At 61.6% G+C, this 14,948-nt stretch carries 13 protein-coding genes; 2 read left to right on the top strand and 11 right to left on the bottom strand.

Translation table 11 applies throughout. The annotated features are described in order from the left end of the window. The 11 genes from JTY93_RS13275 to arnC form a co-directional block, all read right to left on the bottom strand. A complete protein-coding gene (locus tag JTY93_RS13275) occupies positions 1 to 1,107 on the bottom strand; it encodes an enoyl-CoA hydratase/isomerase family protein (protein WP_205478111.1) in 1,107 nt (368 codons plus the stop codon). A 159-nt stretch (positions 1,108 to 1,266) separates the two neighbouring features. Beyond that, complete coding sequence (locus JTY93_RS13270) at positions 1,267 to 1,971, bottom strand: HPP family protein (protein WP_169995508.1); 705 nt, start codon at positions 1,969 to 1,971, stop codon at positions 1,267 to 1,269. Positions 1,972 to 2,194: 223 nt separating this feature from the next. Next, complete coding sequence (locus JTY93_RS13265) at positions 2,195 to 2,413, bottom strand: type VI secretion system contractile sheath small subunit (RefSeq protein ID WP_240357211.1); 219 nt, start codon at positions 2,411 to 2,413, stop codon at positions 2,195 to 2,197. A gap of 152 nt (positions 2,414 to 2,565) precedes the next feature. Continuing rightward, the gene (locus JTY93_RS13260; protein ID WP_205478110.1) at positions 2,566 to 4,173 is read right to left on the bottom strand and encodes an ArnT family glycosyltransferase; all 1,608 of its coding nucleotides are present in this window, start codon (positions 4,171 to 4,173) and stop codon (positions 2,566 to 2,568) included. A 3-nt stretch (positions 4,174 to 4,176) separates the two neighbouring features. Next, positions 4,177 to 5,550 (bottom strand): UDP-glucose dehydrogenase family protein, encoded by a 1,374-nt coding sequence (locus JTY93_RS13255; RefSeq protein ID WP_205478109.1) that lies wholly within the window; start codon positions 5,548 to 5,550, stop codon positions 4,177 to 4,179. Then, positions 5,547 to 5,960, bottom strand: a complete 414-nt coding sequence (gene arnF / locus JTY93_RS13250) for a 4-amino-4-deoxy-L-arabinose-phosphoundecaprenol flippase subunit ArnF (protein ID WP_205478108.1) — start codon at positions 5,958 to 5,960, stop codon at positions 5,547 to 5,549. Before arnF ends, JTY93_RS13255 begins: the two co-directional genes overlap by 4 nt. Next, positions 5,957 to 6,304 carry a 4-amino-4-deoxy-L-arabinose-phosphoundecaprenol flippase subunit ArnE gene (gene arnE, locus JTY93_RS13245; RefSeq protein WP_205478107.1) on the bottom strand — a complete coding sequence of 116 codons (348 nt, stop codon included), beginning with the start codon at positions 6,302 to 6,304 and terminating at the stop codon, positions 5,957 to 5,959. The genes arnF and arnE overlap by 4 nt, the downstream gene beginning before the upstream one ends. Next, a complete protein-coding gene (arnT, locus tag JTY93_RS13240) occupies positions 6,301 to 7,956 on the bottom strand; it encodes a lipid IV(A) 4-amino-4-deoxy-L-arabinosyltransferase (protein ID WP_205478106.1) in 1,656 nt (551 codons plus the stop codon). The genes arnE and arnT overlap by 4 nt, the downstream gene beginning before the upstream one ends. After that, positions 7,953 to 8,840: a 4-deoxy-4-formamido-L-arabinose-phosphoundecaprenol deformylase gene (gene arnD / locus JTY93_RS13235; protein ID WP_375373160.1), complete on the bottom strand. Its 888-nt coding sequence runs from the start codon at positions 8,838 to 8,840 to the stop codon at positions 7,953 to 7,955. The genes arnT and arnD overlap by 4 nt, the downstream gene beginning before the upstream one ends. Beyond that, positions 8,837 to 10,840, bottom strand: coding sequence for a bifunctional UDP-4-amino-4-deoxy-L-arabinose formyltransferase/UDP-glucuronic acid oxidase ArnA (gene arnA, locus JTY93_RS13230; protein ID WP_205478104.1), 2,004 nt, complete (start codon positions 10,838 to 10,840; stop codon positions 8,837 to 8,839). The genes arnD and arnA overlap by 4 nt, the downstream gene beginning before the upstream one ends. Continuing rightward, entirely contained in the window at positions 10,837 to 11,871 is a 1,035-nt protein-coding gene (gene arnC, locus JTY93_RS13225; protein WP_205478103.1) for an undecaprenyl-phosphate 4-deoxy-4-formamido-L-arabinose transferase, read from the bottom strand. The genes arnA and arnC overlap by 4 nt, the downstream gene beginning before the upstream one ends. 453 nt (positions 11,872 to 12,324) lie before the next feature. Between arnC and JTY93_RS13220 the strand changes: the two genes are divergently transcribed. Both JTY93_RS13220 and JTY93_RS13215 read left to right on the top strand, forming a co-directional pair. Next, entirely contained in the window at positions 12,325 to 13,125 is an 801-nt protein-coding gene (locus JTY93_RS13220; RefSeq protein ID WP_205478102.1) for a M949_RS01915 family surface polysaccharide biosynthesis protein, read from the top strand. 108 nt (positions 13,126 to 13,233) lie between these two features. Beyond that, the gene (locus JTY93_RS13215; RefSeq protein WP_205478101.1) at positions 13,234 to 14,148 is read left to right on the top strand and encodes a site-specific integrase; all 915 of its coding nucleotides are present in this window, start codon (positions 13,234 to 13,236) and stop codon (positions 14,146 to 14,148) included. Positions 14,149 to 14,948: the final 800 nt, after the last annotated feature.

The following is a 14,948-nucleotide window of genomic DNA, read 5'->3' as shown; positions in this document are numbered from 1 at the left end:
TTAGTTTCCGTTCTTCGCGAAGTCTTGGAAGAAGCTGTCGACGTGGTTCTGGTCCAATGCCGCTAACGTTGGCGGGTTCCAGCGCGGGGATTTATCCTTGTCGATCAATAACGCACGCACGCCTTCGATCAGGTCGCCACGGGCAAACCATTGGCGGTCCAGGTGCAGTTCCAGCGCAAAGCAGTCCGCTAGAGGCAGGCGCCGGCCACGTCGCAGCATCTGCAGGGTAACGGCCATGGCCAACGGGGAGCGAGTCTGCATCAACTGGGCGGTAGTCACGGCCCATTCATGGCTGTCGGCGACGGTCACTTGCTGCAATTGCTCGACAATGCTCGGCACGTCCGGCTGGGCAAAGAAGTGATCGATGGCCGGGCGCAGGGCGGCCAGCGGCGCATCGGGCAGTTGTTGCACCGCAAGCTTGGCCAGCAGGCCTTGCAAGTCCTTGAGCGCTGAGTCGTTCCATTGCAGGTGGTCAAGTTTCTGGTCCAGCTCCGCAAGCTTCGCGCTGTCCAGGTACCAATCGGCGAGCCCGCAATACAACGCGTCGGCGGCGCGGATCTGCACGCCAGTCACGCCCAGGTAAATCCCCAGCTCACCGGGAATGCGCGGCAGGAAATAGCTGCCGCCCACATCCGGGAAATAACCGATGGCCACTTCCGGCATGGCCAGGCGACTGCGCTCGGTCACCACCCGCAGATCGGCGCCCTGGACCAGGCCCATGCCACCGCCCAGGACAAAGCCGTCCATCAGGGCAAGGACTGGCTTGGGGTAGTGATGAATGGCCAGGTCGAGGGCATATTCTTCGACAAAGAAGTCTTCATGCAGCGTGTCGCCGCTCTTGAAGCTGTCGTACAGCGAGCGGATGTCGCCACCGGCGCAGAACGCCTTTTCACCGGCGCCGCGCAGTACCACCGCGTGCACCTGGGGATCAGCGGCCCAGGCGTGCAAATATCTCGACAGGCTACGGACCATATCCAGGGTGATGGCGTTGAGGCCGGCGGGGCGGTTGAGGGTCAGGTGGCCGATATGGTTGCGTACTTCGGCCAGGACGCTGTCCTGGGAGGACTCGGTGCTGCGTGTCGCCTGGGACTGAGCCTGAGCAGTCATCTGTAACTCCCTGCTTTTATTGTTCTTTATCAAAATGTTCGCGGGCGAACCCTCTCCGGATCGTACCAGTGCAAATTTGCCCAGTACAAGCCGGAATCCTGCAGGTCATCTTTGCATTTATGCAGGGGGGTATTCGATAAAAAACCAGGGGCGCCGCGTTTAGACCCGGCTGGCCAGTACCTGGCCAATGCTACGGCGGCGGGCATGGTCTTCGGCGATATGGATCAGCTCTTCGAGCTCGGTGGGGGTGACGTCGAAAAACTGCTCCATTTGCGCCAGCGCCTGCTCCAGGTCCACTGCGGTGATTTTTGCATCCACCTGCGGCGACGCCGAAGGCACCATCACCGGCGCCTCGGCGGGGCCCTTGGGGTAGCGGGTGCGCGTCAGGTTGTTATAGGCCAGGGCCGAGAGCAATAACGTGGCAGCGCCCAGCATGACCGGCCCGACTTCTTGCCAGCCCAGGGCGATGGTGGCCGGGTCCGCCAGGACCAGGGTCATGGCCAGGCCACCCGAAGGCGGGTGCAGACAGCGCAGCCAGCACATCAGGATCAAGGCCATGCCCGCTGCGAGGCAGGCGCTGCCCAGAGTCCGTCCCAGTACGCGGGCCACCAGCAAAGCCACCACGGTGGCGCACAGGTAGCTGCCGATGATCGACCACGGCTGGGCGAGGGCGCCCGATGACACGGCGAACAACAGCACAGCGGAGGCGCCCAACGGGCCCAGCAGGTGCATGGCCACTTCCAGGCCATACACCTGGGCGCAGAGCCATACGGTAAACAGGGTGCCCAGGGCGATGCCGATGGCGGCACGGCTCCATTCGGCGGGACGGGTATTGATGGCAGCGGGTAACCAGCGAGCGAGCATTGCGGGGCAGTCCAATCTTAAAAGGCGATCAAAAACGATGCGGGCCAGCGCCTCCAGTAGGTTTGTGCATAACTGAGTGGCATCGGGCAAAAAAAGGGCTTTGCGGTGTTCCGCAAAGCCCTTCGAAAGTTCCAACATTTGGGGGAGGAACCGGTGCAGTGTGCCGTTCAAACAAAACTGCCGCCAATGCATATTAATGCAGGTTAAGTGCAGTAATTTTGCATCAAACCGGCTCGTGCCCTGGGCCGACCTTGCCCAATACACGGTCGTGGTTTTCGGTGCTGTCCAGCGACTTCTGCACGCTTTCCCGCAGCCGTGGGTCGCTGGCCAAGGGCCCCTTGAGGGCGACAAGGGCGTCGCGCAGCTCCATCAACCGAGCGAGGGTGGGTAGCGGGATATAGCCGATGTGTACCGGCTCGATAGGCAAGGGCTCGTCAGGCACGGCAGCAATCCTCTGAGGCGTCTTTTTGAACGCCGACGGTAACTATGTGGCGCAATGTAAAACGAGTGTAACCCTGGGGTCATAGGGCTGATAGAGGCGCTGCTACCGGCATTTACGGATACAAACGTAGGAGCTTTCTTGATAAATGGCCCTCAGTCAGCAACCCGCTCCAAATGCAGCAACACATAGGTGTTTTTATCGAACTGCCCTGTGAGAACCGGCGTCAACCCGTGCCAGCGCGGCTCGTCGAGACGCATAAAGTCCGCCTTGTCCATCACCAGCCATGCTGGCACCGGCAGCGCAGCCAGGTCGGCAGGGGTCTGGGTGAACAGCGGCACCCGATCACACTCCACATTGACCATGAACTTGATGGCCTTGGCGTCTTTACCCAGGCCATGCAATACCAACGGCGCCGGTTGTTGCCGGATCAGCGCATGAGCCGCGCGGGAAAAGGTGCGGGTGTCGTACAAGCGCCGCTCCAGGGGTTCGACCACCAGGATATACACGCTCCACACCGCCAGCACCGCACAAAACGCCGGCGCGACCGGGCGCCAGCGCCATTTGAGGAGTATCCCGGCGACAAGGATCTGCAAGCCCATCAACAGGCCCAGCACGCTGTTGAAATGCTCCAGCTGCGCACCAAAGCGATGGCGCGCTACCAGCAGCGCACCGATCAACAGCCCCGGGGTCAATGCCCATAACCCCAGCATCAAGCCCCGCAGCCCTTTGAACAGACGCCCATTGGCCGTATGGAACGGGTACGCGGCGATGATCGCCACCATGGGCATCATGGGCAACACATAACGGGCTTTCTTCGCCTCGGGGATCGACAGGCCGAGCATCACGATCAAGCCCGCCGCGGTACAGCCCACCAGCAGCTGCCAGCCGCTATCAGTCGTGCGCCGGCCATTGAACAGCACCGCAAGCAGCGCCAGCAGGGCCAACGGGTATGCCAGGGCGTAGTTGCCCAGGGAGCTGGTGAAGTAATACAGCACGCTGCTGGAACCTTCGCGGCCATCCATGCGCCCGAGGAACTGCATGCGGATCACGTCCTGCATAAAGGCCTCACCGCCACTGACCTTGGCCAGCAACAGCAGCAGGCCCACGCATGCCACCAGCAACGCCAGGGCCAGCAGGCCGAAGCTGAACAACCGGCGCCACTGGCGGTTGAGCAGGTAATAGCTGCACAACACGCCAGTCGGGATCACCAGGCCGATGGGCCCGCGAATCGCGAAACCGAGCAATAACAGGAGCAATAGCCACGGCAGGCGCCGGGGGCTGGCGAAGTGATCGTGGGCATAGCCCAGGTAAAACACTGCCAGGGTCACCGCCGCCAACATCTGGTCCAGGGATACCGAGCGGGTTTCGCTGATAAATGTGCTGCTGAGCAACAGCAACGCAACACTCAGCAACGCCCAGCGCCGGGAGTAGGGCGCGGTCAGGCGGTAGACCAGGGCGACGATGAGTGCCGACGCAATCGCCGTCGGCAACCAGGCACTGAGGCTGGTGACGCGCCCCAGGGGCAGCGACAACAGCCAGGTCAACAGGGTTGAGGTGGACAGGTAATCGGCATACGGCTGGCCATAGGTCGTGGGGAAAAACCCTGGCCCATAGCGCAGCATTTCCTGGGCGAACAGCACGAAGCGCGAGTCGAAGCCGATAATCGACTGGTCCCAGTTGCCGGCGATAAACAGCAGCAGTGCCAGCAGCCCGACGGCCCAGGACTGGCGGCGCAGGGTTGCGCCGAGCAGGTTGTCCACGCCTCAGACCTCCGCCAACTGTGGCGTCCACTGTTGTTGCGGGATCGGCAAGTCGCACGATTGCCCACGGCCCATGGGGAAGTAATGGAAGCCCTTGCGCGCCAGGCGCTCGGCGTCATACAGGTTGCGCCCGTCAAAGATCACCGGCGCCTTGAGGCGTGCGTGCAGCAGGTTGAAGTCCGGCGCCTTGAATTGCTGCCACTCGGTGCAGATGATCAAGGCATCGGCCCCGCCCAGGGTCGATTCCGGGGTGCCCATCAGCATCAGCCGCGGGTCATCGCCGTAGAGTTTCTGGGTTTCCTGCATGGCCTCGGGGTCAAAGGCGCGTACGTTGGCGCCGGCGGCCCATAGCGACTCCATCAGCACCCGGCTCGGCGCGTCGCGCATGTCGTCGGTATTGGGCTTGAAGGCCAGGCCCCATAAGGCGAAGGTCTTGCCGCGCAATTCGCCTTTGTAGAACGCGCGGATCCGCTCGAACAGCTTGCTTTTCTGCCGCTGGTTGATGGCTTCCACCGCTTCGAGCAGGTCACTGGAGCAATTGGCTTGGCGGGCGCTGTGGATCAGCGCGCGCATGTCCTTGGGGAAGCACGAGCCACCGTAGCCGCAGCCAGGGTAGATAAAGTGGTAGCCGATCCGCGAATCGGCACCGATGCCCAGTCGCACCGACTCGATATCGGCCCCCAGGTGCTCGGCCAGTTCGGCGATCTGGTTGATAAAGCTGATTTTCGTGGCCAGCATGCAGTTGGCGGCGTATTTGGTCAGCTCGGCGCTACGCACATCCATGAAGATGATGCGGTCATGGTTGCGGTTGAACGGCGCGTACAGGTCGCGCATCGTATCGCGCACCTCTTCGCGTTCGCAGCCGATGATGATCCGGTCGGGGCGCCGGCAGTCGGCCACCGCAGAGCCTTCCTTGAGGAATTCCGGGTTGGAGACGATATCGAACACCAGGCTGCGCCCGGCCAAAGCCTTGTCGATATGCGCACGCAAGGTGTCGCCGGTACCCACCGGGACCGTGGACTTCTCCACCAGGATCACCGGCTCGACACGATGACGGGCCACCGCATCGCCCACCGACAGCACGTACTTCAAATCGGCCGAGCCGTCTTCGTCCGAAGGCGTGCCGACCGCAATAAACAGCACTTCGCCATGCTCGACCGCGAGTTTTTCCTCGCTGGTAAAGGTCAACCGGCCATTCTCCAGGTTTTCCCGGACCAGGCTGGCAAGCCCCGGCTCGAAAATGCTCACATGGCCCTGTTGCAGCAGGCGCACCTTGTTTTCGTCAACGTCCATGCAGATCACATCGTGACCGACCTCGGCCAATACGGTGGCCTGTACCAGGCCAACGTAACCACTACCAAATACGCTGATTTTCATGGGGCATTCCTGGGGCTTGTGTTGCCAATACGACGGGAGTTGATTGTCAGGACGCCGAGGATGACCAGTGCCACCCCCAAGGTCCGCGACAGGGAAAAGGGTTCGTTGAAGCCCGGCAGACAGACCGCCAGCAGGTACACCAGGACGTAGCTGATACTCAGCAACGAATAGGCACGTCCCAGGGGCAGGTGCTGCAGTGCGCCGAGCCAGCAGAGCATCGACAGCGCGTAGGCCACAATCGCCATGGCCACTATGCCCAACGCCAGCGGATCCACGGTGGCGTTGCCGAGCGCAGTGAGCCAGTCGGCGGGCAAGGGCAGGCGCGTCATGCTCCAGCGCATGCCCAACTGGGCGACGCTGACCAGCGCCACGCTGGATAACGCCAAGGTAAAACCGCGCAACCGGCTCATACCTGGCCTCCCAGCAGCAGCACGCCCGCCATCACCAGGGCCACGCCAAGCCAGTGGCGGCGATCCACCGCTTCATGGAACACAAAGCGCGCCACTAGGGTGATCAAGACAAAATTCAGGCTGAGCATCGGGTAGGCAATCCCCACCTCCAGGCGTTGCAGCACCAGCAGCCACACCAGCAGGCCCAGACCCAGGCACAGCAGGGCCAGCCACAACCAGGGCGAGCGCAGTTTCAAGGCCCAGCCCGCGGGCAACTCACGCCAGCCTTCGACGGCATACTTTTGTGCGATCTGGCCCAGGCAGGTCAGCAGGCACGCGGCCAGAAGCAGCAGCAAGGTGATCACGGCACCACCTGTGGGAACACCAGGATCACCATGTTGCCTTGCTCATAGCGTTTGCCATCTTTGGGCAGCAACTCGACTTCGCGTACTTCACTTTCACCCTTGACGCGCATCACCACGCCCACCGAGCCCTGTTGGCGGGCCTCGGTCATCCATTGCTGGACTTGAGTGGTGTCGACCCGGCGCTCGGCGCTGTCGGGGTAGGCCAGGCCGTATTTGACTTCGCCCTGGGCGTCGTACAGCGTCACGTCCGGGCGCTTGAGCCGCCACGCCAAGGCTGACGCTGCGCCCAGGTCGTTACTCAGCAAACGGTTGGTACCTGCCAATTCTTGGGCATGATCATTAATGAACGGGTCCGGTGTCTTGTTATTGACCACCGAATGCGGCAACGCCGCTGGCACCAGGGCCACCAGCAACCAACTGCCCAGTGCCGGCGCCGCCCACAGGCGCAACGGGCGTGCCGCCTGCAGCAGGTTGGCGATGATCCAGCCCAGCAGCACGATAAACACCAGCACCAGGCTCGACAGTTCCTGCTGGTGGGCATAGATCGGCTTCTTCAATTGGAAGTACACGATTGCCAGCAGGCCCAGCACCCCGAGGATCAGGTTGAGCCAGCCATTGATCCGCAACACCCGGCCACGGGCCTGGGCCAGTTTGTCGGCCAGGGTATAGCCCATCAGCAATGCCAGCGGCAGCAGGCACGGCAGGATATAAGCCGGCAGCTTGCCCTTGCTCAGGCTGAAAAACGCCAGGGGCATCAGCAGCCACAACAGCACAAAGCCGGTCTTGTGGGAGCGTTTGTCCTGCCACGCCTGTTTCAGGGCGCAGGGCAGCAGGGCCAGCCATGGCAGGCTGAACGCCGCCAGCAACGGCAGGTAGTACCACCAGGCTTCTTCGTGTTGGGCATCTTCACCGGCAAAACGCTGGATGTGTTCGTGCCAGAAAAAGAAGTTCCAGTAGTCGGGCTCCTGGGCATGCACCATCAGCGCCCAGGGCAGGCTGACCACAATTGCCACCACCACCGCGACCAAACCATAGGTCAGCAACTCACGAAAGCGTTTTTGCCAGACCATATAGGGCAGGGCGACCAGCACCGGCAGCAGCCACGCCAAAAAACCCTTGGTCATAAAGCCCATGGCGCAGGCAAATCCCAGCAACGCCCAGGCGCCAAGCCGGGCGCGCCGGCTGCGGCTGTCGATACACAGCCACAAGGCCACGCCGCTGAGGTTGACCCAGAAACTGAACTGCGGGTCGAGATTGGCGTAGCCACCGGACATCGCCACACTGACGAAACTCATGTACAGCACAGCGCTGACCAGGCTCTTGCGTGGGTCATTCCACAGGCGTCGGGCCATGAAGTAGACCAAAAGGATGCTCAAGCCGGTGGCCAGCGCAGAGGCCACGCGCACACCAAACAGGTTTTGCCCGAACAGGGCCTGGCCGAGGGCGATCATCCAATAACCGGCTGCCGGTTTTTCGAAATAACGGATGCCCATAAAGTGTGGCGACGCCCACTTGCCGGTCAGCAGCATTTCCTGGCTGATCTGCGCATAGCGGGTTTCGTCCGGGATCCACAGGCCATGGGTCACCATCGGCAACAGGTAGCACAGGCCGAAGACCAATAGGAGCAGGGGCAGGGCCCAACGTCGGATCATGCCTGTTGTACTCCCAGCCAGCCTTCGCGGCCGCCGAGTACGCCGCGTGTCAGATGCGCCTGGGGCAGGCTCGCCGGGTCGGCCGGCAACAAGTTGCCCAAGGGCTGGAATTGGATGCCGCGCTGCCCTGCCTGGGCAAGCAACTGGCGAAATTCGTTGGCCATCAGAATCCCTTCTACTTCTGCGTGGATCGTATAGACGTTGAGTGTCGATTCGGTGAACCGATCAAGAATGAAGCCGTTGAAGTCCTTGGCCGCGACCTGTGGCCCAACCACCTCGTCGAAGGTCGGCAAGTCCACCGGGATCTGTGGCGTGCCGGCACTGCCGTCGGCGAGTGTCGGGCGAAACAGGCTGGTGCCGCGACAATCGCTGTTGTAGCGCAAGCCAAAGCCTTGCTTGGCCTGCACCACACGCTCGTCGGCGCGCCAGCCAGCAGCGGCGGAACACTCCACCGGGGTACCGAGGATATCCCTCAGGGTGTCGAGCCCACGGCGTACCTGTTCCACCAGTTGCGCATCGCTCCAACGCCCGGCGTTGGCCTGCCAGCCATGGTGATCCCAGGCGTGCAGGCCCACTTCGTGCCCGGCGGCCTTGGCCTGGCGCATCAGGTGCCCCAGGTCGCGGCCAATGGGCTTGCCCGGCCAGGCGGTGCCGGCCAGCAGGATGTCCCAGCCGTATAGCCCGGCCGCGTTGGAACGCAGCATCTTCCACAGGAACTGCGGGCGGATCAGGCGCCACAAATGTCGGCCCATGTTGTCCGGGCCGACACTGAAGAAGAACGTCGCCTTGATGCCGGCCTCGTCCAATAACTCCAGCAACCTTGGCACCCCATCACGGGTGCCTCGGTAGGTGTCGACGTCAATGCGCAGACCTGCCTTCATTATTTGCCTGCTTCGCTGGACTGGGCGATTTCCAGCATCGCTTCACGCAGGAAGAAGTCCAGGGTGTTGCCGATGGTTTCGCTCATTTCCACGCTCGGCTCCCAGTTCAGCAGGCGCTTGGCGTTGGCAATGCTTGGCTTGCGGTGCGCCACGTCCTGATACCCGGCGCCGTAGAACGCCTTGCTTTCCACTTCGCGAAAGCCGGCGAACGGTGGGAAGTTGCCACGCAGCGGGTGGGCCTCGAACTGGCGCAGCAGCTCTTCGCCCAACTGGCGGATGCTGGCTTCGTTGTCCGGGTTGCCGATGTTGATGATCTGGCCGTTGCACGCATCGTTATCGTTGTCGATGATCCGCGCCAGGGCCTCGATGCCATCGGCGATATCGGTGAAGCAACGTTTTTGTTCGCCGCCGTCAAACAGGCGGATCGGCGTACCTTCCACCAGGTTGAGGATCAACTGGGTGATCGCCCGAGAGCTGCCGATACGCGCAGAGTCCAGGCGATCCAGGCGCGGGCCCATCCAGTTGAATGGGCGGAACAGGGTGAAATTCAGGCCCTTGGCGCCATAAGCCCAGATCACCCGGTCCAGCAGTTGCTTGGAGACCGAGTAGATCCAACGCTGCTTGTTGATCGGCCCCACCACCAGGTTGGAGGTGTCTTCGTCGAAGTTCTGGTCCTGGCACATGCCATAGACTTCGGAGGTCGACGGGAAAATCACGCGCTTGTTGTACTTGACGCAGTAGCGCACCAGCTTGAGGTTTTCTTCGAAATCCAGCTCGAACACGCGCAGCGGGTTGCGGGTGTATTCGATTGGCGTGGCGATGGCCACCAGCGGCAGGACCACGTCGCATTTCTTGATGTGGTACTCGATCCACTCGGAGTGAATGCTGATATCGCCTTCCACATAATGGAAGTTGGGGTGGCTGCGCAGGCGCTCGATAGCGTCGCAGCCGATATCCAGGCCGTAGACTTCGTAGCGATCATCACGCAACAGGCGCTCGGACAGGTGATTGCCGATAAAGCCGTTGACGCCCAGGATCAGCACGCGGGTACGCCGTGGCTTGCGGCCCGACTCGGCGCCACGCAGCAACGAGCCATCCACCAGACCCAGTTCGTCCGCCAGGGCAGGGCCTGTGAGGTACAGGCCGTGGTCATTGCGCTGGCCGAAGTTGATCACCAGGGAATCTTCACCGCAGGCAATGCGCAGCGGGTTGACGCTGATCACGCGGCCGGGCGCCTGGCCTTCGTTGCCCTGGACCACCTCGGCTTGCCACACGATCAGTTTGTGCTCGCCCACGGCACAGAAAGCACCGGGGTATGGCTGGGTCACGGCGCGCACCAGGTTGAACAGCTCTTCTGCGGGCTTGCTCCACACCAGCTTGCCGTCTGCGGCGGTGCGGCGACCAAAGCAGGTGGCCTGGCTTTCGTCCTGGGCGGTTTCGCTCAGCTTGCCCTGGGCCAGTTGCGGCAGCGCATCGCGCAGCAACTGGGTGGCCGCCTCGCGCAGTTTGGCGTGGAGGGTCAGACCGGTGTCGCTGCGCTCGATCATGACCTTTTGCTGGGCGAGAATCGCGCCGGCATCGGCACGCTTGACCATGCGGTGCAGGGTCACGCCGGTTTCGGTTTCACCGTTGACCAGCACCCAATTGGCCGGCGCGCGGCCACGGTATTTGGGCAACAGGGAGCCATGCAGGTTGAATGCGCCCTGGCGTGCGGTGGCCAACAGCGCCTCGCCCAGCAGGTTGCGGTAGTAGAACGAGAAGATGAAGTCTGGGTTCAGCTTGGCGACACGCTCGACCCACAATGGATGGTTGGCGTCTTCCGGCGCGTGCACCGGGATGCCGTGGCGTGCGCACAACTGGGCGACCGAGCCGTAGAAGGTGGTTTCTTTGGGATCGTCGGCATGGGTGAACACTGCCGCAATGTCGTAACCCGTAGCAAGCAGGGCTTCAATGCCTGCACAGCCAATATCGTGGTAAGCGAAGACAACAGCTTTTGAACTCATGACGGAACCTGACTGGAAGGTGAAGTGGAAGACTGGGAGGAGGGCAGGCCATCGACTATGACCACCGGCGCGGGTGCTGCTGGCTCATTGCGCAGCACCTTTTCAATAAAAAAGCGTGGGCGGGCGCGCACATCGCTGTACATGCGTCCCAGGTACTCGCCCAGCAGGCCCATGCCGATGAACTGGCCGCCGGTAAACACAAACAGCACGGCGAACAGCACGAACAGGCCATCGCCGGCCCAATCGGCACCAAAGGCCAGGCGCATGACGATCAGGGCGAACGCAAACAGCATGCCCAGGGCCGCTAGGCTGAAGCCGACGATGGACAGCAGGCGCAGGGGCGTGGTGGTCATGCAGGTCAGCAGGTCGAACATCAGGCTGATCAGGCGCATGGGGCTGTATTTGGATTCGCCGTGTTCGCGCTCGGCGTGGTGGACCGGGATCTCAGTGGTATGGCGCGCAAAGCCGTTGGCCAGGATCGGAATAAAGGTACTGCGTTCACGGCAGGCGAGCATGGCGTCGACGATGGTGCGCCGGTAAGCACGCAGCATGCAGCCGTAATCGGTCATGGCCACCCCGGTGGAGCGCTGCACGGCCAGGTTGATCAGACGCGAAGGCCAGCGACGGAAGGCTGAGTCCTGGCGGTTGTTGCGCACGGTGGCGACCACGTCGTAGCCCAGGGCGGCTTGCTCGACCAGGCGCGGAATCTCTTCGGGTGGGTTTTGCAGGTCGGCGTCGAGGGTAATCACCACCTCGCCCCGGCATTGTTCGAAACCGGCCATGATTGCCGCGTGCTGGCCGTAGTTGCGGTTCAGGATCACGGCGACCACAGGGCTGCCTGGCTCGCTTGCCGCGTCTTCCAGCAATTGAGCGGAACTGTCACGGCTGCCGTCGTCCACCAGGATGATTTCGTACTCATAGGCCAACTGCTTGCACGCAGCACGGGTACGACGCAGCAATTCGGGCAAGCTCTGTTCTTCGTTGTAGACCGGAATAACGATCGACACGCAATGAATAGGGTAGGGTTTCAAAGATTCATGACCTCGGGTTAGAGCAACTTTGAGCGCAGAAATGACAACAAGCAGCGGATGAAAGTGCGGGCGACTCAATAAAAAAGAGCCGCTTGCAGAAAGCACCCTGAGTAAAGCCCATAACGGCCAAAGGTAAAGCTTTATCAAAGGGTTAGTCAGCAAAATCCGACTTGCCCCAAGTAATGCGGGCAAGATTAAGCGCAAATGTGTCCAACGAATATGAAAGGCAGATGAAAAACTCGTTTATTTGGTGGGCAGACAGCTAGTGTTCAGCTAGACAATAGCAACGCAGACAAACGATAACTGTTTGCACTGTAGTCAGTATCTGTAAGTGCCTTAGTGCGTATTCACGTTGAATTAACCCGCTTTTTTAATTCATGGTGCCTGCAGAATCTTCTCTGCATCCCCCTGCCAGTCCCGGTAAAGTAAGCGGTCTCTTGCCTGGGTAGTCGGATGAATAGCGTGCAGTTTTTACGCGGCCAGTTACGGTCGGTCTTGGTGTTGGTGTGGATGACGCTCGGGGTCGCGCATACAGCTGCGGCGGACGAGGAAACACGGCTGACGCCGCTGGACCAGGTTCCGCTCGGGGTCGAGGTCCGGGGCAAGCAGGTGGCAGCATATAGCTGGGACGATCGGCAGGGCCGCAACCTGCTGGTATTGGCCGAACAGGAAGCCGGCGAGCGCGATGATGACGGTACGCAGTCGGCGTCCATCTATGCCGCCCAGTATCTGTTGGAGGGGGATCGCCCCAAGCGCCTGTGGATGCTGCATGACGATGTGCAGCGCTGCGAATTCGACGCCAGCCTGCACTTCGATAACACCGCGACCCGCGTCACCGACCTGCTGGGTGACGGCCTGAGCCAAGTGACCGTGGGCTACGCGCGCACGTGCACCAGCGATGTCAGCCCCCGTGAGTTCAAGCTGATCATGCACATCGGCAAGTCACACAAATACGGGCTGCGCGGTGTTGACCGCTATGGTGCCAGTTGGTGGGACGAAGAGGCCGGCGCGCTGCGCGGCATGCCGCTGCCCACCGATTGCAGCGTTGCCGGGCAGCAGGCGTTGGTCAGTCAATACAAGGAGCAGGGCACCGACCTGCCTTTGCCAGGCTGCTACACCGACGAGCAAGACTTCGCCAAGGCGCCCGCCAAGCTGTTGGCGTTCATGCGCCAGCAGTGGTTTGCGTTGATGCAAAAACAAGACGCTGACTGGAGCCAGCAGCAAAGCCCGGCACCGGCCGAGGATGAGCCCTAGTTTGGTATGCAGCGCCGACCTGCGTTAGACTCGGCGCTCGCCAAACCACTAAATATCGAGATTAAACATAGGCTTAGTCTCGATATTTAATCTCAAGGCTGATCTATTTTGACCGAGATTTCCCGCAATCCCCTGACCCTGTATCTCGCGCGCCTGGCGCCTTCCAGCCAACTGACCATGCGCTACGTGCTGCAAGATGCTGCCGACCGCCTGGGTTTCGAAGAGATCAACCTGGAAGATATCGACTGGCACCTGCTGCAACCGGAACACGTGATGGCCTTGGTCGCCGTGCTGCGTGAAGACGGGTACGCGCCCAACACGTCATCGCTGTACGTCAATGCCGTGCGCGGGGTAATGAATGAAGCCTGGCGCATCAGCCTGATCAGCCAGGAACACCTGCTGAAGATGCGCTCGGTCAAAGCCACCGCCGGCACGCGCTTGAGCCAGGGGCGCAACCTGCGCCGCACCTTGATCCGCGAGTTGATGGACGTCTGCGCCGCCGATCCAAGGCCACAAGGCCTAAGGGATGCGGCCGTGATCGGGATCCTGTATGGCTCGGGGATGCGCAAGTCAGAGTCGGTCAACCTCGACCTGGCCCAGGTGAACTTTGCAGAACGCAGCCTGCGGGTGATGGGCAAGGGCAATAAAGAGTTGATCAAGTACGCGCCCGCCTGGGCGTTTGCCAAGTTGCAGGCCTGGCTGGAGTTTCGCCGCGAGCATTTAAAGGAAGGGGAACAGGACGATACCTTCCTGTTCAACCGCATCCGCCGGGGCAGCCATATCACCCGCGAACGCATTACCAAACATGCGATTTACTACATCGCCCGCCAACGTGGCGAACAAGTGGGCGTAAAGATCATGCCCCATGATTTCCGGCGCTCGTTTATTACCCGGGTGATCGAGGAACATGACTTGTCGATTGCGCAGAAACTGGCGCACCACACCAATATCCAGACCACCGCCAGCTATGACGTGCGTGATGATAACGAGCGGCGGCGGGCAATTGATCGGTTTGATCTTTGATCGCTGGAGAGCGAACACCCCCCTTGTGGCGAGCGGGCTTGCCCCGCGCTGGGTGGCGAAGCCGCCCCAATAGCCTCACCCCGTTCTGCCAGGTACACCGAGGTGGCTGGTTTTGGGGCTGCTGCGCAGCCCATCGGGGGACAAGCCCCCTCGCCACAAGGGGGAGTTTTAGCAGTCTGAAACCTGTTGTAGACCGCTAGCTTTTTGTGGCGAGCGGGCTTGCCCCGCGCTGGGTGGCGAAGCCGCCCCAATAGCCTCACCCCGTTCTGCCAGGTACACCGAGGTGGCTGGTTTTGGGGCTGCTGCGCAGCCCATCGGGGGACAAGCCCCCTCGCCACAAGGGGGAGTTTTAGCAGTCTGAAACCTGTTGTAGACCGCTAGCTTTTTGTGGCGAGCGGGCTTGCCCCGCGCCGGGTGGCGAAGCCGCCCCAATAGCCTCACCCCGTTCTGCCAGGTACACCGAGGTGGCTGGTTTTGGGGCTGCTGCGCAGCCCATCGGGGACAAGCCCCCTCGCCACAAGGGGAGCTTTAGCAGTCTGAAACCTGTTGTAGACCGCTAGCTTTTTGTGGCGAGCGGGCTTGTCCCGCGCTGGGTGGCGAAGCCGCCCCAATAGCCTCACCCCGTTCTGCCAGATACACCGAGGTGGCTGGTTTTGGGGCTGCTGCGCAGCCCATCGGGGGACAAGCCCCCTCGCCACAAGTGGGAGCTTTAGCAGTCTGAAACCTGTTGTAGACCGCTAGCTTTTTGTGGCGAGCGGGCTTGCCCCGCGCTGGGTGGCGAAGCCGCCCCAACAGCTTCA

It is taken from the genome of Pseudomonas hygromyciniae (assembly GCF_016925675.1).
Classification (GTDB): domain Bacteria; phylum Pseudomonadota; class Gammaproteobacteria; order Pseudomonadales; family Pseudomonadaceae; genus Aquipseudomonas; species Aquipseudomonas hygromyciniae.
This window is presented reverse-complemented; position numbering and strand designations above follow the sequence as displayed.